General features: G+C 68.7%; 14 protein-coding genes and 1 pseudogene. 5 read left to right on the forward strand and 10 right to left on the reverse strand.

The genetic code is table 11. The features are described 5' to 3' along the window. Window positions 1–103: 103 nt before the first annotated feature. Window positions 104–244: pseudogene (locus AC0KXF_RS07795) on the forward strand (IS30 family transposase); the annotation flags it as partial. Window positions 245–345: 101 nt separating this feature from the next. Here the strand turns inward: AC0KXF_RS07795 and AC0KXF_RS07800 are convergent. The 3 genes from AC0KXF_RS07800 to AC0KXF_RS07810 form a co-directional block, all read right to left on the reverse strand. Then, window positions 346–1284, reverse strand: a complete 939-nt coding sequence (locus AC0KXF_RS07800) for a universal stress protein (RefSeq protein WP_473108638.1) — start codon at window positions 1282–1284, stop codon at window positions 346–348. Next, window positions 1281–2888 (reverse strand): amino acid permease, encoded by a 1608-nt coding sequence (locus tag AC0KXF_RS07805; protein WP_473108639.1) that lies wholly within the window; start codon window positions 2886–2888, stop codon window positions 1281–1283. Before AC0KXF_RS07805 ends, AC0KXF_RS07800 begins: the two co-directional genes overlap by 4 nt. A gap of 66 nt (window positions 2889–2954) precedes the next feature. After that, window positions 2955–4547, reverse strand: coding sequence for an aminotransferase class I/II-fold pyridoxal phosphate-dependent enzyme (locus AC0KXF_RS07810; protein WP_473108640.1), 1593 nt, complete (start codon window positions 4545–4547; stop codon window positions 2955–2957). Window positions 4548–4669: 122 nt separating this feature from the next. Here AC0KXF_RS07810 and AC0KXF_RS07815 point away from each other — a divergent pair, with 122 nt between their 5' ends. Further along, window positions 4670–5590, forward strand: coding sequence for a LysR family transcriptional regulator (locus AC0KXF_RS07815; protein ID WP_473108641.1), 921 nt, complete (start codon window positions 4670–4672; stop codon window positions 5588–5590). A gap of 14 nt (window positions 5591–5604) precedes the next feature. Here AC0KXF_RS07815 and AC0KXF_RS07820 read toward each other — a convergent pair whose 3' ends face one another. Together AC0KXF_RS07820 and AC0KXF_RS07825 are read right to left on the reverse strand one after the other, a co-directional pair. After that, window positions 5605–6033 carry a cytidine deaminase gene (locus AC0KXF_RS07820; protein WP_473108642.1) on the reverse strand — a complete coding sequence of 143 codons (429 nt, stop codon included), beginning with the start codon at window positions 6031–6033 and terminating at the stop codon, window positions 5605–5607. After that, a complete protein-coding gene (locus AC0KXF_RS07825) occupies window positions 6030–7100 on the reverse strand; it encodes a Ppx/GppA phosphatase family protein (protein ID WP_473108643.1) in 1071 nt (356 codons plus the stop codon). Before AC0KXF_RS07825 ends, AC0KXF_RS07820 begins: the two co-directional genes overlap by 4 nt. Window positions 7101–7197: 97 nt before the next feature. On the opposite strand from AC0KXF_RS07825, the gene AC0KXF_RS07830 reads away from it, so the two are divergent. Continuing rightward, window positions 7198–7629 carry a GntR family transcriptional regulator gene (locus AC0KXF_RS07830; RefSeq protein WP_473108644.1) on the forward strand — a complete coding sequence of 144 codons (432 nt, stop codon included), beginning with the start codon at window positions 7198–7200 and terminating at the stop codon, window positions 7627–7629. Between the two features lie 16 nt (window positions 7630–7645). Here AC0KXF_RS07830 and deoC read toward each other — a convergent pair whose 3' ends face one another. From deoC to AC0KXF_RS07855, 5 genes are all read right to left on the reverse strand, one after another. Next, window positions 7646–8359 carry a deoxyribose-phosphate aldolase gene (gene deoC, locus AC0KXF_RS07835; protein ID WP_473108645.1) on the reverse strand — a complete coding sequence of 238 codons (714 nt, stop codon included), beginning with the start codon at window positions 8357–8359 and terminating at the stop codon, window positions 7646–7648. Window positions 8360–8369: 10 nt separating this feature from the next. Then, window positions 8370–9770: a glycosyltransferase gene (locus AC0KXF_RS07840; protein WP_473108646.1), complete on the reverse strand. Its 1401-nt coding sequence runs from the start codon at window positions 9768–9770 to the stop codon at window positions 8370–8372. Then, a complete protein-coding gene (gene wecB, locus AC0KXF_RS07845) occupies window positions 9763–11040 on the reverse strand; it encodes a non-hydrolyzing UDP-N-acetylglucosamine 2-epimerase (RefSeq protein ID WP_473108647.1) in 1278 nt (425 codons plus the stop codon). The genes AC0KXF_RS07840 and wecB overlap by 8 nt, the downstream gene beginning before the upstream one ends. Before the next feature lie 222 nt (window positions 11041–11262). Beyond that, a complete protein-coding gene (locus tag AC0KXF_RS07850) occupies window positions 11263–13890 on the reverse strand; it encodes a DEAD/DEAH box helicase (protein ID WP_473108648.1) in 2628 nt (875 codons plus the stop codon). Window positions 13891–13910: 20 nt separating this feature from the next. Beyond that, window positions 13911–15338, reverse strand: coding sequence for a DUF2130 domain-containing protein (locus AC0KXF_RS07855; RefSeq protein ID WP_473108649.1), 1428 nt, complete (start codon window positions 15336–15338; stop codon window positions 13911–13913). A 137-nt stretch (window positions 15339–15475) separates the two neighbouring features. Here AC0KXF_RS07855 and AC0KXF_RS07860 point away from each other — a divergent pair, with 137 nt between their 5' ends. Together AC0KXF_RS07860 and AC0KXF_RS07865 are read left to right on the forward strand one after the other, a co-directional pair. Beyond that, on the forward strand, window positions 15476–16570 hold the full coding sequence (locus AC0KXF_RS07860; protein WP_473108650.1) for an NADH:flavin oxidoreductase/NADH oxidase: 1095 nt from the start codon (window positions 15476–15478) through the stop codon (window positions 16568–16570). 69 nt (window positions 16571–16639) lie between these two features. Next, a complete protein-coding gene (locus AC0KXF_RS07865) occupies window positions 16640–17827 on the forward strand; it encodes a winged helix DNA-binding domain-containing protein (RefSeq protein ID WP_473108651.1) in 1188 nt (395 codons plus the stop codon). Window positions 17828–17876: the final 49 nt, after the last annotated feature.

A 17876-nucleotide genomic window follows, 5' to 3' on the forward strand; every position in this document is an offset into this window, starting at 1 on the left:
CGCGATGCTTGAAGTCCTCGCTGTAGTTGTTCTTTGCCATCGCTGACATTCTCGCTTTCTCCAGCGCGATGCTGGATTAGCGTGTCCAAGAAATGGGGGTAGGTTCCGCCAGAACTATCTTGATCAAGTCGCCGCGGAACTCAACGGACGCCCCAGACAAACCCTGGACTGGCACACCCCAGCAGAAGCCCTGACTAAGCTACTCAGCAACGATCAACACACCGGTGTTCACACGACCCCCTGAACCCGCCCCGGAAGAAACGCCCGCACAGGGGCGGATCTCCTACCTGGGAGAGGGTGGCAACCGCGAAAGTCAGCCGACCGGGGGGTGAACAGCAGCGAAACTCAGCCGACCGGGCCGGCGTGCCGCCCCTGCGCGATGTACTCGTCCGTGGCCCGCCGCGGCACGACGACCACCGGCACCGGCGAGTGGCGCACGATCTTCACGGCGTGCGAGCCGAGCGAGATGCGCGCCAGCGGACCGAGACTGCTCGATCCGACCACGAGCACCTCGGCGTCGAGCCAGGGAATGGCCCGCAGCGCGGAGCCCCAGCTGTCATCCGAACCGACGACCACCTCGACCGAGGCCGGCTGCCGCTCGAACCGCTCGATGCCGTCGAGAATAGCCCCCGCGTCTTCGCGGATCCTGGCTTCCCAGTCGGCGATGATCTCGTCTTCGACATCGTTGCCGACCCTGGCGGTGAGAAACGCGCGCGGCCGGGTGTGGAAGGACGCGATGCGGATCCCCTCCCCCGCCTCGGCGGCGATCGCGGCCGCCCCCAGCACCAGTTCCGCCGAGGTCTCCGAACCGCTGTAGGCGGCCGTCACCCGCTCCAGTCTGGCCCCCGGCGCGGCAGAGAAGCCGTGCGGAGCGATGGCCACGGGAAGATGCGCGCTCTGCAGCAGCCCGGTCACGACCGAGCCGACTACCACCTCGCCATCGGCGCCGTCGTCTTTCGCGCCCACCACCAGGCGCTGCGCGCCGATCTGCTCGCAGGCCTCGAGCAGGCCCCGGCGCGCGCTCGACGCGTCATGCACGCGGTAGCTCGCATCGATGTCGTCGGGCACGAGCTCCCGCGCCTCATCGAGCGCGGCCTCCGCCTGCTCGCGCACGAAGCGTTGGTACTCTCCGTCGACGCCGCTGAGCGGACGCTGCGGCGGCCAGCCGGCGGCGTTCACGGAAACGACCGCGAGAGGCAGGCGCGACGAGCGTGCGAGCAGCACCGCGAGGCTCACCGCCGCGTGCGAGCAGTGCCCGGGAGCGACGCCGACGACGACACTCATCGTCGGCTCCCGGTGCCGCCGTCGGAGGGCGAGGATCCCGAACCGCTTGCGGGTCCCGGCTCCCCTGCGCTCACCACGGGGTCGCCCTCGGTCACATCGGGGATCCGGAGCGTGCCGGTCTCGAGGTGCTCGGCCGCGCGCTCGGCGTCGCCCTCGCGGTAGCGGCCCGGGCCGACCAGGCGAATCAGACCGGTCTTCAGCTGCTCGCCGAGCACCGAGTTCTTGCGGCCGGTGAACCACCACCACACGAGCACGACCAGGGTCCACCCCAGGAAGACGAAGATGGTGATGGGGCGGAGATCCTTGATGATCCAGAGGCAGCCGATGATCGACAGGATGGGGATCACGGGGTACAGCGGCACGCGGAACTTGCGCTCGAGATCGGGTTCGCGCTTGCGCAGCACCATCACCGCGATCGACACGACAGTGAACGCGGCGAGCGTGCCGATCGAGGTCATCTCGGCGAGGAAGTTGATGGGCAGCACGCCCGCGAGGATCGCGACGATCACCGACACGATGATGGTGTTCGCGATGGGGGTCATCGTGCGCGGGTTGACCTTCTGGAAGATCTTGGGCGCCATGCCGTCGCGCGACATCGCGAACAAGATGCGGGTCTGGCCGTAGAGCACCACGAGCGTCACGCTGAAGATCGAGATCACCGCGCCCGCCGCGACGAGGGTACCGGGCCAGCTCGCCCCGATGATGTTCTCGAGGATCTGCGATAGCCCCGCCGACTGCCCCTCGAACTCGGAGGTGGGCTGCGCACCCAGCGCCGCGATTGCGACCAGCACGTACATCGTCGTCACCACGACGAGGGCCGCGACAAGCGCGATCGGCAGGTTGCGGCGCGGGTTCTTCGCCTCGTCGCCCGCGGTCGCCACGGCGTCGAGACCCACGAACGAGAAGAAGATGAGACCCGCACCGGTCATCACGCCGCTGAAGCCGAAGGGCGCGAAGTCGGCGAAGTTGTTCGCGTTCCAGCCGGTGATGCCGACGGCCACGAAGAACAGCAGCACGGCGATCTTGATGAGCACCATGATGGTGTTCGCGACGACCGAGTGGGACGTGCCGCGGACCAGCAGAAAGGCGCACATCGCGATCAGGATCACGGCCGGCAGGTTGATGACGCCGCCCTCTTCGGGGGCGGCCGACAGCGCCTGCGGCAGCTGGAAGCCGAACAGGTTGCCCATCAACTGATTCACGTACTGCGACCAGCCGACCGCCACGGCGGCCGTCGAGACGCCGTACTCCAGCAGCAGACAGGCCGCGACGCCCATGGCCGGCAGCTCGCCGAGGGTGCTGTAGGCGTAGGAGTACGAGGATCCCGACACCGGCACGCTGCTCGCGAGCTCGGCGTAGCACAGCGCCGAGAGACCCGCGACCGTGGCCGCGATGATGAACGACCAGATCACCGCGGGGCCGGCGATCGGCACCGCCTCGGAGAGGATGAAGAAGATACCGGTGCCGATCGTGCCGCCGACGCCGATGAGCGTCAGCTGGAAGAGGCCGATGCTGCGCTTCAGCTTGCTGCCGCCCTCACCGCCGTCGCGCGGCACAGGCTTCACACGGAAGAGCTGCTGTCGCAGCGTTTGCGGTGTGGACATGATTCTCCAGACGTCGTCGTCGTATCGGGGCGGTCGGGCCGGGCGGCCCGGTTATCGGGTTTGAGTCTAAGCCGTGCGTGTGACGCGGAAGGTGCGCACCGCAGCATCTACGGCGCCCCGCACGTAACCGGTGGGCGAGGCTGCGACGGCCTGCAGGAAGGCGACCGTCTCCGCGGTGATCTCTTCGCCCGGGATGAGATTCGGGATCCCGGGCGGGTACGCCGCGAGCGTGTCGGCCGAGACGCGGCCGATCGCCTCCTCGGCCGGCACGACCTCGGTCTGCGCGAAGAAGCCGTCACGGGGGGCCATGCGGAGTTTGCCGGGTGCGGGCAGCGCGGGGAAGGATCCCGCGGCCGCGTGCGCTTCGCGCTCGATCGCGGCGGCGTCGGATTCCACAGCCTCGACCATCGCGCGGTGCACGAGGTCGTAGTCGGGCGTCTTGCCCGCGCCGATCACGGCCACGAGCGAGGTCGCGGTCGACATCTCGAAGTAGATGCCGTCGACGTCGATGAGCCGCTGACGCAGCCAGTGCCCGCTCACTCCGCTCGCGGAGACATCGATGGGCACGCGCAGCAGGTCGGTAGCTACGATGTCGTCGAAGCCTCCGAAGTCGTCGCTGACGACCGCGAAGCGCGGGTCGTCGCGCAGCATCTGACGGAACCGCTTCGCTCCCTCGATGGAGCGGCCGATCTGCGCCTCGCCGGTCATCAGCGCGTGGCGCGCGACGTCGAGCGAGGCGCGCAGGATCGCGCTCGTCGAGGTGGAGGCCGTCATTGTGAATGCGCGCTCGATGAGCGGCTCCAAGCGGTCGGCGAAGGGCCCGTGGCCGAGATGCAGCATGGCCGACTGCGTGAGGGATCCGGCGAGCTTGTGCGTGCTCGAGACCACGAGATCGGCGCCGAGCCGAGCGGGCGACTCGGGCAGTTCGGGGTGGAAGCCGAAGTGCGGCCCCCACGCGCCGTCCACGATGAGCGGAGCGCCGTGCGCGTGGGCGACCTCGCTGAGACCGCGCACGTCGGCGACCGAGCCGAAGTAGCTGGGAGAGATCACGTAGACCGCGGAGGCGGGCCGGCCCTCGCGCTCGGCGAGGGTGAGCGCCTCGTCGAGGGCAGCCGGGGAGACGCCGTGCGCCATGCCGTGGTTCTCATCGACCGACGGGAAGACGAAGCTCGGGATCAGGCCGGCCGCGAGCACGCCATCGCTGAAGCTGGAGTGCGCACTGCGCTGGGAGACGATGTGCTCGCCGAGCCCGCGAGCCGCGAGGGCGGCGGTGCGATTCGCCTGAGAGGCACCGTTCGTGAGGAACCAGGTGCGGCGAGCGCCCCAGGCCTCAGCCGCGAGCTCGAGCGCGCGATCGAACGGCGAGTTCTCTCCGAGGTCGAGACCGTCGATCAACATGGGAACGTCGAGCTGCAGCGCTCGCTCCCCCAGGAAGTCGGCGAGGCGCGCGCTCAGACCGAGGTCACTCCCGCCGTGCCCGGGCACCATCAACTGCACGGGCGCGTGCGAGATGTACCGGTCGAGCGCGTCGGCATACGGGGTTTCGGCGTGGCGGCGCAACAGGGCGTCGCGGTCGCGGGAGCGCGGATCCGCGGCGACGGGCGCCTGCGCGAAACTCTCGAGCGCGATGGGGTCGGCGTGGCCGGAGACGTGGAGCATTCCACCATCGTGAAGGAGCCGGGAGCGTTCGTGAACCCCCGTTTTCGCTCTGGAGTCACATATGCCATATGTGACACTCGGGTGCTATCTGCTGATCTGCCAGATATGGGATAATGGGATGGATGATCGATCTCCGCCAGCTCCAGGCACTGCGGGCGGTGCACGCCGAGGGATCCGTCACCGGTGCCGCGCGTCGGCTCGGCTGGAGCCAACCCACCGTCGACTACCACCTCAAGAACCTCGATCGGCTCGTCGGCGACGCCGTGATCCGACGATCCGCGCGCGGCAGCGCACTCACACCGGTCGGCGTGCTGCTGCTCGATCGCGGCGAGGAGATCCTCACCCTCTCCGACCGGGCCCTGCGCGACGCCCGCGAGCTCACCCAGATGGGACGGGTGCGGCTGCGCTTCGGAACCTTCCCGACCGCCGCGGCGAGGCTCTTACCGTCGATCGTCTCTCAGGTGAACGAACTCGGGATCGAGCTCGACGCGGTGCTCGAGGAGGTGCCTCAGCTCGTGGAGCACGTCAACCGTCGGCAGCTCGACGCGGCGATCGTGTACTCGGTGCCGGATCACGAGCTGTCGTTCCGATCCGACATCGTCACCACCGAGGTGCTGCGCGATCCGCTCATGCTCGCGCTGCCCGAGGGGCACCAGCTCGCGGCGCGATCCACCATCGACCGAGCCGCGCTGCTCACCCTGCACAACGAGCGCTGGCTGTTCGCCGCGGCGTGGAACGACCCGATGGACAAGATCGTGATCGACGCCTTCGCACAGGCCGGCCGCACCCTCGACGTGGCGATCCGCACCGACGACTTCCAGGTCATGCTCGGCATGGTCGCCGCGCGGATGGCGGTGAGCTTCCTGCCCCGGCTCGCGAGCACCCGCGACCACCCCGGCGTCGCGTTGATCCCCATCGACGAGCCGTCGTTCGTGCGCTCGCTGCTCATCGCCGCGCCCGCCGACGGGGCCGGCAAGCAGCCGTCGACCGCGGTGCGCCAGCTCGCCGAGGCGATCCGCGGCGCCGTCTCCGCACTCGACTGAGCCGGCGGGCAGCGCTACGCCCCGATATCACGCGGCCCGAACGCGAGCGGCAGCACCTCGTCGATCGTTCGCACTCCGGCAGCGGACTCGATCAGCATGCCTGGCGCCGCATGCTCGGCGAGCAGCTGCCGGCAGCGCCCGCAGGGCATGATCGTGGATCGCTCGCCATCCACGCACACGAACGCCACGAGCCTTCCTCCCCCGCCCATGTGCAGCGCCGACACGAGCGAGCACTCGGCGCACAGCGTCAGCCCGTACGACGCGTTCTCGATGTTGCATCCCGAAACGACCCTGCCGTCGTCGACGAGCGCAGCGGCTCCGACACGGAACTGCGAGTAGGGAGCGTAGGCGTGATCCAGCGCCGCGATCGCGGCCGCCCGCAGCGCCTCCCAGTCGATCTCGGATCCCGCTGCCGCGGTGCTCGCATTCGCCTCGACGCTCACGCCGATCCCGAACCCGCGACCGATCCCGAACCCACGACCAGCCGCGATCCAGCGTGCTCCAAGACCGGCCTGCGTTTGTTCGCTGCCGTGTGCAGCGGTTCAGTCGGCGACACAGCGCTTTGCGCCGCGTCAACGCCGACTGCATCGAGCGCATCGATGTAGCGCAGCACGATGCCCTCCCGCAGCGCCCACGGCGAGATCGTGAGCGTGTCGACTCCGAACACCTTCATCGCGGTGCGCAGCACGACCGCTCCCGCCATGATCTGGTAGCCGCGCTCGGGCGTGATCCCCGGCAGATACTCGCGAACCGATCCCGGCATGTCGCGCAGCGTCGGCTCCCACTCGCGCAACCCCACATAGTGCAGCTGCGCCAGATCGCCGGTCACCGGGTCGGACGGCCCGCCGACGAGCCGGGCCAGCGAGCGGATCGTCTTCGACGTGCCCACGACGCGCTTGGGGCGGGGGCGGTCCGCGAAGAACTCATCGCGCGCTCGCGTGAACTCGGCCCGCGCATGCGCCCGCAGGCGCGATACCGCCTCGCGCGTGGGCGGATCCTCGGGCAGGTAGTTGATGGTGGATCGTCCGGCCCCGAGCGGCAGCGACACCTGCACGTCGGGGTACTCGTCGGCGCCCTGCGCGATCTCGAACGATCCTCCGCCGATGTCGAAGAGCAGGATCTCGCCGGCTGACCATCCGAGCCAACGGCGCACGGCGAGCATCGTGATCCTCGCCTCGTCCTCCCCCGATAGCACCCGCAGGGTCACCCCGGTCTCGCGGGTGATGCGCGCGAGCACCTCCTCACCGTTCGCGGCCTCGCGGATCGCGCTGGTCGCGGTGGCGATCATGTCGTCGACGCCGATCTCGCGCACGGTATCGGCGGCCTCGCGGATCGCGTCGATGATGCGGCGTACGCCCTCCTCCACGATCGCCCCGTCGGAGTCGAGATACCGCATCAGCCGCAGCACCGAGCGCTGCGAGTGGTACGGCACGGGGCTCGCGCCCGGGTGGGCGTCGACCACGAGCAGGTGGACGGTATTTGATCCGACGTCGATCACTCCGAGGCGCATGGGGAGATTCTACGGCCTGCGCGGGGCACGCGCGTCGGAGAGCGCGCCGGGTCGCTGGGGGTCACGGGGTCGGGCGCCCAGCTCCTATGCTGGTGCCATGACGCAGGAGACACGGGATCACGACGCGCTCACGGTGTTCGGCATCAACGCGGGGTCCGACGCCCCGCCGTTCCGGCAGCTGCACGACGCCGCGGTGCGGGCCGTCTCCGAGGGGCGACTGGTCCCGGGACAGAAGCTCCCGACCATCCGCGCCCTCGCAGCTCACCTGGGTCTCGCCGTCAACACGGTTGCGGCGGCGTACCGAGCCCTGGAGGAGTCGGGCGTGGTCGAGGGTCGCGGCCGAGCGGGCACCTTCGTGTCGCTCGGCGCGGATCCGGTCGATGCAGCCGCCCGGCGCATCGCACTCGACGCCGCCGAGCGTCTGCGGGGACTCGGGCTGGATCGCGCCCGGATCCGCGCGCTGCTCGACGAAGCCGTCGGGGCCGCGGGCGCCGTCGGGGCCGCGAAGCCCGCCGATCCGTCGAGATGATGGGCGCGCAGCCGGGTCAGTAGCCCGCGGAAGGCGCGGTGCGGTCGGGATCGGCCTCCTCGTCCCACTCCTCGAGGATCGCGGCGGTGCCCGAGACTCCGAATCTGGTAGCGCCGGCCGCCCACAGCTCGCGCACGGCGGCCGCCGTGCGGATCCCACCCGACGCCTTCACGCCGAGCCTCCCGCCGACCGTCTCGGCCATGAGGCGCACGGCGTGCAGGCTCGCCCCGCCCGCCGGATCGAAGCCGGTCGAGGTCTTCACGAAGTCGGCGCCCGCGGCCTCGGCGGCGCGGCACGCCCCCACGATCTCGGCATCGGTGAGCGCGGCGGACTCGATGATCACCTTCAGCACGAGCCCGGGGCAGGCTGCCCGGACGGCGCGGATCTCACCCTCCACCGCGGCCCACTCCGACCCCGCGGCGGCCTCGCGCACGAGCCTGCGATTCAGCACCATGTCGATCTCGTCCGCGCCGTCGGCGACCGCCTGCACTGCCTCGGCCGCCTTGACCTCCGCGCGATGCGCACCCGAGGGGAAGCCGACGACGGTGACCGCTTCGAGGCTCCCGCGATCCGCCGCATCGAGCGGCAGCAGCGACGGGCTGAGGCACACCCGCCGCACGCCCAGGTCGCGGGCAGCCCCGAGAAACTCCACGAGCTCCTCGCGGGTCGTGCCGGGCGCCAGCAGGGTGTGGTCTGCGACTGACAGGAACTGCTGCTTCGAAAGGCTCATGGGTTCCAGGCTAGTCGTCGGGTGTCGGCTCGATCGCCTCCCGTCGAGTCTTCGCCCACCCCGTGACGCCGAACATCTGGCGCAGCAGCGAACGGTACACGACCGGGTAGATGAGCCACGAGTAGAAGATGTAGAGATGCGCGACCAGGACGCCGACGATGAAGGGCCAGATCCCTCTGCGGCGTCTCGAGAGCAGCACGCCGGCGACCCCGGGCACCGCGGAGAAGAGGTAGGCGAGCACCAGTATGAAGATTGTGAGCGGCGGCCGGGCGATACCGGTCGTCAGGAACACGACGCTCAGCACGACCGAGAGCCCGACCCACGCCTGCACCGCCGGCATCATCAGATACCAGAACTGATCCCACCGGGCTACGAGCCCCACATGGCGATTGCGGATCGTGGGGCCGACCAGATCGAATACCTGCCAACCGCCCTGAGCCCATCGCGTGCGCTGACGGTAGAGCGCGCGTAGCGAGTTCAGCCCCTGCTGCGAAATGGTGACGTCCGACGCCTGCGCACCCTTCCAGCCCGCGTGGATCAATCGGAGACCGATGTCCTGATCCTCGGTGAGCCGCCCGGCGCGCCAGGGGCCGGCGTGTCCCGTCGAGTCCTCGACCGCGATCTCGTCGAGCGCGGCGAGGCGATTGAACTGGCCGTTGCCGCCCATGTTCGCGGTGCCCCACCCGGTGCGGCCGAGCTGGAACACCGTGCCGAACACCCCGAACTCGAGATCCTGGGCGAGCGTGAGGAAGGTTTCGCGATTGTAGATCCGCACCTGTGACTGCACCCCGCCCACCTCGGGATCGTCGAAGTGCCGCGCCGCTCTCCCCGCTTGAGGGTCGAGGCGCCCGTCCGCATCCACGATCGCCACGATGACGCGCCGCGGATCCCAGCCCCGGTAGGGGCCTTCACCGAGCACCACCCGATGGAGGTAGCGCCACGCGTCGTTCAGCGCCTCCGACTTGCCCTGGCGCGCATGCGGAGCGACCCGGGTGAGAACGGTGAGCTCGGGCAGCGCCATCTCGGAGAGTATCTCGCCAGTCCGATCGTCGGACCCATCGTTGATGACGAGAATCCGCTTGTGCGTCACCTCGACCTCCGCGAGCCGGAGCACCGAGTCGGCGATCGTGATCTCCTCGTTGAGCGCGGGGACCATGAACACCCACAGGTACTCGCTCTCCGTGTCGCCCCCGCTCTGGCCCCGTCGCTCGCCGGCTCCCAGGCGCAGCTGCCTTCCGGCGCGCACCGCGAGGATCGCCAGCGAGGCCGTGGAGCTGAGCACGATGACCAGCGCGAAGAGGAAGATCGGCACCGCCCAGATCGGCAGCCCGTCGTACATGTGGAGTAGGAAGTACCAGGTGCGTTCGACTTCCTGCTCGAACGGGGTCTGCTCTGCGGCGAGCTCAAACATGGGTCTCCGCGATATCGAGACCGAAGCGACGACGCACCGCGCTTCGCAGGCCCCCGCCGTTCAGCTCCTCGGGTACAGGTCCGTCGCGCAAGATGTTATCGAGGGCCTGCACGATGCGTTCGGAGGCGCGGCCGTCGCCGTACGGGTTGAGCTTCGCGGCACGACGCGCATGCTCGTCGTCGTCATCGAGAAGCTTGACCGCCTCCTGCACGATCCGCGTCGGATCGGTACCCACGAGCACGAGCGTGCCCGCATGTACACCCTCCTCCCGCTCCGTGGTCTCGCGCGCGACGAGCACGGGTGTGCCCAGCGCCGGGGCCTCCTCCTGCACTCCGCCCGAGTCCGTAATGATGATTCGGGCTGCGCCCATGAGCCGAGCGAAGTCGGCGTAGTCCCGAGGCTCGACGAGGAGGGCGTTCGGCACCCCGTCGAGTGCCGCGATGAACGACCGACGCGCGACCGGATTCGGATGCACCGGTACCACGAAACGTGTCTCGGGGTACCGCTCTGCGAGTTCGCGCACGGCTGCGGCGATGTTCTCGAGACCCTCCCCCCAGTTCTCGCGACGATGAGCCGTGACGAGCACGATTCGAGGGCGAGGATCGGTCTCGAGCTCCTCAAGCCCCGGACCGAAGCCGCCCTCTTGCGTCGCGACCCACTGCAGCATGTCGATGGAGGTGTTGCCGGTGACGAGGATTCGATCGTAGTCGACTCCCTCCCGCACGAGATTCATCTTGTTCGTGGTGGTCGGTGCGAGGTGGAGCGCGGCGATGCGCGAGATGAGCTGCCTGTTGCCCTCCTCCGGGAACGGTGAGAGCAGATCCGAGGTGCGCAGACCCGCTTCCACGTGCACGACCGGAATACGCAGGTTGAACGAGGCGATCGCGGCGGCAGCGGCGGAACTCGTGTCGCCGTGCACGAGGCAGGCGACCGCGCCGCCGACCTCGCGGCGCCCGTCAGCCCGATACTCCTCGGGAACGGATTCACTCGACCAGACCCGGTCGATGCCCACAATGATCCGGGCGACCATCTCGTTCAGCGACGGTTTCACGCCGTCGACGGGCTGAGAGGCGTGCAGACTCGCGTCCACGCGGAGCCCCGCCTTGCGGATGAGATCGTCGACGAGGTCGGTGTGCTGCCCCGTGGCGATCACCACGGGTCGAAATGTGCCGGAGTCCTGAAGGGCGCGTACGACCGGGATCATCTTGATCGCCTCCGGTCGAGTACCGATCACCACGAGTACTCGCGTGCGCTCTGCGTATGGAATCATGTGCCCCCGGCTTCGTCGTGCCTACGTAGAACGATCGTACTCAGCCCTCAGCATCGGGGTAGATGCTGCGGGTCTCGCCTCGGCGAGGGTGATCTGCACCGGAACACCCGGTCACAGATGCATATTAGACCACCGCGCCACCGCGATCTGCGTCGCGTCCCTCCCGGACGTCGAGCCTCGGGAGCCGGAGTACCGCCGGCCTCAGGCCGTGCGCTGCCCGTCTCAGGAACCGGTGTGCGGCCCGACGCGCTGCACCCGCACCACGGGCTCGCCCTCGGCTTCGGACGCGGCCAGATCGATGACACCCTCGATCCCCCAGTCGCGGTCTCCCGCGGGGTCGAGCAGCACCTGCCGGAAGCGCCAGACGCCCTCGGCCACGGTCTCGGGGGCGCGGTCGATCTCGAGAAGCCCCGCGGCGCGGGCGTCGGCGTCGACGCGGATTTCGTCGTACTCGGTGTAGTAGCCGTCGAGTGCGTCGCGCCACGCCTGTTCGCCGAAGGCCGTGCCCGGCGCACCTCCGCCGTCGAGTTCGGCGAGCTCCTCGTAGCGCTCGAACGCCGCCGCCTGCACCCGACGGAACAGGGCATTGCGCACCATCACCGTGAAGGCCCGCTCGTTGCGCAGCACGGAGCGGGTCGGCGGAGCGACGACGACCTCGCTGTCCGCTGCATGCGCGAGCTCGGCCGCGTGCGCTGCGGCCGCTTCCGGGTTCGACAGTTCCTCCCACTCGTCGATAAGGCTCGAGTCGATCTGGCGCACCAGCTCGCCGAGCCAGTCGATGAGCTCTTCGAGCTCGGGCGTCTTCGCCTGCTCGGGAATGGTGCGCTCGAGCGCACGATAGGCGTCGCTGAGGTAGCGCAGCACCCCGCCTTCCGCGCGGCCCAGTTGATAGAAGGAGACCAGGTCGCGGAACCCGAACGCGCGCTCCACCATGTCGCGCACCACCGCCTTGGGGCGCAGCTCGTAGTCGCGCGCCCACGGCACCTCTTTCGTGTACTCGTGGAACGCCTCGTCGAGCAGCTCCTTGAGCGGCTGCGGATGCGTGACCTGCTCGAGCAGTTCCATGCGCTCGTCGTACTCGATGCCCTCGGCCTTCATCGCGGCGACGGCCTCTCCGCGGGCCTTATGCTCCTGGGCTCGCAGAATGGCACGGGGATCCTCGAGAGTGGCCTCGATGATCGAGATCACGTCGAGGGCGTAGCCGTCTGATTCGGGATCGAGCAGCTCGATCGCCGCGAGCGCGAAGGGCGACAACGGCTGGTTCAGGGCGAAGTTCGCCTGCAGTTCGACCGTGAGCCGCAGCAGCTTCTGCGTGCGACCGCTCTCGTCGACGTGCTCGTGCACCTCGACGATGCCGCCGTTGCGCAGTGTGCGGAAGATCTCGATGGCCGTGCGAGCGTGCGCGTATTGACGCGCCTTCGGCTCGTGGCTGTCGAAGATGAGCATCTGCATCGTGTTGAGGGCTTCGCCCTCCCACTCCTCGCCGCGGCCGATCACGCCGAGCACCATCGAGTGAGTGACGCGCATGCGGCTGACCAGCGGTTCCGGTTGCGAGGAGACGAGCTTCTCGAGCGTCTGCTCGCTCCAGGCGACGAAACCCTGCGGCGGCGTCTTCTTCTTCGGCCCCTTGCCGACCTTCTTGCCCGATGCCGCCTTGGCCGCCGCCTTCGCGCTCAGCTTGGCGTTCTCGACCTCGTGCTCGGGGGCGAGCGCGATCACATCCCCCTCGGTGTCGTAGCCCGCCCGGCCGGCGCGCCCAGCGATCTGGTGGAATTCGCGGGCGCTGAGCCGCCGCATCTTCTCCCCGTCGAACTTGGTGAGCGCTGTGATGACCACGGTACGGATCGGCACGTTGATGCCGACGCCCAGAGTGTCTGTGCCGCAGATGACACGCAGCAGGCCGCGCTGCGCCAGCTGTTCGACGAGTCGCCGGTAGCGGGGCAGCATGCCCGCGTGGTGCACGCCGATGCCCGCCCTCACGAGGCGTGAGAGCGTGGAGCCGAATCCCGTGGAGAACCGGAAACCTCCGATGGCCTCGGCGATCTCATCGCGACCCGCACGGTCGACGATGCGGATGCTCGCGAGCGCCTGCGCCTGCTCGACCGCGTGCGACTGGTTGAAATGCACAAGGTATGCGGGGGTCTCGCGGTTCTCGACGAGCTGCTCGACGACCTCGTGCGCGGGGGCGACCTCGTAGCGGAAGCTCAGCGGAACCGGGCGTTCCACTCCGGTCACGAGGGCGGTGTCTCGCCCGGTCGCGTCACTCAGGTCGGCCGCCAGCTCGGTGACGTCGCCCAGCGTGGCCGACATGAGCAGGAACTGGGCGTCGTTCATCAGCAGAAGCGGCACCTGCCACGCCCAGCCCCGATCGGGGTCGGCGTAATAGTGGAACTCGTCCATGATCACCTGGGTGATCCCACCGGCCTCCGGATTATCGACGTCCTTGTCGCGGATCGCGAGGTTGGCGAGGATCTCCGCGGTGCAGCAGAGGATGGGTGCATCGGGGTTGATGGAGGTGTCTCCGGTGACCATTCCGACGTTGGATGCTCCGAAGACGTCGATCAGGTCGAAGAACTTCTCGCTCACGAGCGCCTTGATAGGCGCCGTGTATACGGTTCGGCGCTGCTCGGCGAGGGCGACGAAGTGCGCACCGATGGCGACGAGCGACTTGCCGGTGCCCGTGGGAGTCGCGAGGATGACGTTGCTGCCCAGCGCGATGCCGAGCACCGCCTCCTCCTGCGCCGGGTACAGCCGCAGCCCGCGGTCTTCCCAGGCCCATTCTTCGAAGGCGGCGAACGCCTCATCCGCCTCCGCGAACACGGAGGACTCGAGCAACGATCCCAGATTCATGCGTGTGTCTTCCGCTCTTCTCAGTCGTTCGGGTTCACGGCGGTCGCGCTGTCGAGGGCGGCGAACTTGGCCTGCATCGTCGGGTTGCCCCGCGTCAGTTTCTTGATCGAGACCCCCTGGGCCTTGTCGTTCGCAAGGCGCAGATTGTTCTCCGACTTCAGCAGTTGCTCCTTCACCTTCTGCATCTCGGTGATCGAGGTATCGATGCGCTTGATCGCCTCCTGGAACTGCTTCGAGGCGAGCTCGTAGTTACGGCCGAAGGCGCCTTTGAAGGTGTCGAGCTCGTGCTCGAAGTTCGTGATGTCGATGTTCTGAGCCTTCACGAGCTCGAGTTCGTTCTTGTAGCGCAGGGCGTTCATCGCCGCATTGCGCAGCAGCGTGATCAGCTGGATGAAGAACTGCGGTCGGATCACGTACATCTTCGGATACCTGTGGGAGACATCGACGATGCCGGTGTTGTACAGATCGCTCTCCGGTTCGAGCAGCGACACGAGAACCGCGTACTCGCAGCCCTTCTCCCGGCGATCCTTGTCGAGCTCTCTCAGGAAATCCTCGTTCTTGTGCTTCGTGGCGGTCGTGTCGGATTCGTTCTTCATCTCGAACATGATCGACACGATCTCGGTGCCGCGCTCGCCGGCCTCGTTCGTATCGAAATCGCGGAAGATGTAATCGCCCTTGCTGCCGGTGCGGGCGTCGTTGTCCTTCTCGAAGTGCGCACGGGGAAAGGCGGTCGCCCGAATCTGATTAAACGTCGTCTCGCAGTGCTGTTCGAGCGTCTCGCCCACCATCTTGGTCGAGAGCTTCGCCTTCAGGTCGCGCAAGCGCTCGATCGCCTCGTCGCGATCCCGCAGCTGCACCTCGTAGCGATCCTTCAGCGACTTCTCGGCGAGCTGCTTCTCGAGCTCCGCCCGCTCCAGTCCGTTCTTGAACTCGTCGCGCTCCTTCTCGACCCTGCCGACGGCCTCTGCGATCGCGAGCTTCCGCGCGGTCTCCTCCGCCTCCAGCCGTGACCGGAGCTCCTGTATCTCGGAGTCCTTCGCAGCGGCCGTCTGCTTCAGCTCCGCAGCGAGGGTCGCCGCTGCCAGCTCTTCTGCCGTCTCTCGCTCCCGCTTCACCCGATCCAGTTCGTTCGCGAGCGCATCCCGCTCCTTCTCGACCGAACCGAGCGCTTCAGACACCGCGAGCTTCCGCGCGGTCTCCTCGGCTTCGATCCGGGAACGGAGCTCCTGAAGCTCGGCGTCCTTCGCAGCCGCGGCACGCTGCAGTTCCCCGGCCGCCCGCACCGCGGCCAGCTCGAGCGCTTTCTCCTTCTCCTGCTCGGCCAATTCCAGGCGCTCGCTCAGCTGCTGCTCGAACTCATGGTCACGCACCTGCTTGATGATGTCGGCATAGCCGGCCTCATCGGCGGTGAATGCCCTGCCGCAGTGCGGGCATTTGATCTCATGCATTCGGAGCCTCCCTCTGCATCGTGGCTGTGAACCCCTCAACCCTCCCACAGACCACCGACATTCTTTCTCTCGGCGCTTCCGTCGACCGCGCAGTCCACAGGTCTCACACGCCGGTCACGGCCGATACACTGCGACGCATGGCCGATCCGATCCTCTTCCGCCCGTTCCGACTCCGCAACCTCGAAGTGCGCAACCGCCTCTGGGCGTCTCCCATGTGCCAGTACTCCGCAGAGCACGAGGACGGCGCACCCGGCGACTGGCATTTGCAGCACGTCGGGGCCCTCGCTCGCGGCGGGGCCGGCCTCGTGGTGATGGAGGCGACGGCTGTCACACCCGAGGGCCGCATCTCTTCACGCGATCTCGGTCTGTGGAACGAGGACCAGACGGCCGCCTTCGCCAGGGTCACCGCAATCGCGCACTCGCACGGAGCACGCGTCGCGGTGCAGCTCGCGCACGCCGGCCGCAAGGCCTCGACCTATCCCTGGCTGCCCGGCCGGCCCGAGGGCAGCGTGCCCGCCGCCGAGGGCGGCTGGCAGACGGTCGCCCCCTCCGTGGTCCCATTCGGCGATTTCGCGGCCCCGCACGCGCTGAGCACCGACGAGGTCGCCGATCTCGTCGAGGCATTCGCCGCTGCGGCCGACCGCGCGGTGGCCGCAGGCTTCGACGCCATCGAGGTGCACGCCGCGCACGGCTACCTGCTGCACGAGTTCCTCTCCCCTCTCTCGAATCTGCGCGACGACGACTACGGCGGCGACGCGGAACGGCGAGCGCGACTGCTCCGGGAGGTGGTGCGGGCGATTCGGGCGCGGCACGCCGATCTGCCGATCCTCGTACGTATCTCGGCGACCGAGTGGACCGAGGGCGGCTTCGGTCTCGATGAGGCCGAGCAGCTCATCGCGCGTCTCGCGGAAGACGGCGTCGACCTGATCGACGTCTCATCCGGTGGCAATGTCCCCTCCGCACGGATCCCGGTCGGTCCCGCTTACCAGACCCCGCTCACCGCGCATCTGCGCGGGGCGATTCCGGCCGGATCCCTCGCTTTCGGCGCCGTCGGCCTCATCACCGAGGCGGCTCAGGCTGAGTCGATCCTGGTCACAGGGCAGGCCGACGCGATCTTCGTGGGACGACCGCTGCTCGCGGATCCGCACCTGCCGCTGAGGTGGGCCCACGAACTGCGCGCGCCCGCAGCCGCATCGCTCGTACCGCCGCAATACCATCGCGCGCGATTCTGACGTGCGCGGTGCGCCCTCAGCGGGCTTCACTCGATGATCGATGTCGGAGGCTCGGTTTACACTGACCGCATGACCGACATCATCACCGCGGGACAGCTGCTGCATCTGCGCATGCGCGCGCTCGGGCTCGGGCCCGCCGGTGCCGCGACGGCATCCGAGGCCGCGGGGGCAGCGCGGATCGAAGCGGTCGCCGGGCACATGCTCGCCGTGCAGGGGCAGGACTGGCGATCCTCTCAGTTCGCACTCGGGCTGCGCGCCCCCGGTACCGATGCCGCCGATGTGCAGGCGGCGTTCAACGCGGGTCGCGTCGTGCGGTCCTGGCCGATGCGCGGCACGATCCACGTCGTCCCGGCCTCGGACATCGGCTGGATGCAGCGGGCGACGGGGCACCGCGTGCTCGCCGGAGCGCCGAAGCGCCGAGAGTTCCTCGGTATGAGCGACGCAGTGCTCGAGCAACTGGTCGACGTCTCGCTGCAGGCGCTCACGGGGCTGGCGGCCGAGGGGCGAGGCCTCGATCGCGACGCGCTCTCCGCGATCTGGACGGAGGCGGGCATCGACTGGAGGAGCAACTGGCGCTATCACATCGTCTGGTGGCTCTGCCAGAACGGACTCGCCGCGTTCGGCCCCGTGCATGGCGGGGAACCGCTGCTGGTCCGGGCCGATGAGTGGATCCGGGATCCGCGAGCGCTCGAGGGCGACGAGGCGCTCGCGGAGCTCGCCGCGCGGTACGCAGCGGCGCGCGGCCCGGTGCGGGAGCGGGATCTGGCGTGGTGGACGGGGTTGACCGTGCGAGAGGCGCGACGAGCGATTCAGATGGCCTCCGAGAGCGGCAGGGTCGCACCGCTGCGGCTCGACGGAGCGTCCGGGGCCGCGGCCTCGCTCTGGGCGGATCCCGCGGCGCTCGACGAGCTTCCCCTCTCCTTCCACGAATCGCCTGCCGAGTGGTTGCTGCTGCCGTCCTTCGACGAGCACCTGCTCGGCTACACCGACCGCGAGGCGCAGCTCGATGCCGCCCACTTCGAGCGCATCGTGCCTGGTCGCAACGGCATGTTCCTCGCCACGGTCGTCGCCGATGGCCGCGTGGTCGGCACCTGGAAGCGCAGTGCCCGGAAGAACGGCGGCCTCGAACTCACGCCGTTGCCCGGTATGAACATCGACCTCGACGCACTCGTGCCGGCCGCGGAGCGCTGGGCCGGCTTCCACGGTCGGGAGACGCCCGCACTCACCCTCCTGCCTCCCTCGGAGAAGGCATCGTGAGCCGCGCACCTCGAGGCCCGTCGATGCAAAGGCCCGTCGATGCCGAGGC

It is taken from the genome of Leucobacter holotrichiae (genome assembly GCF_055791005.1).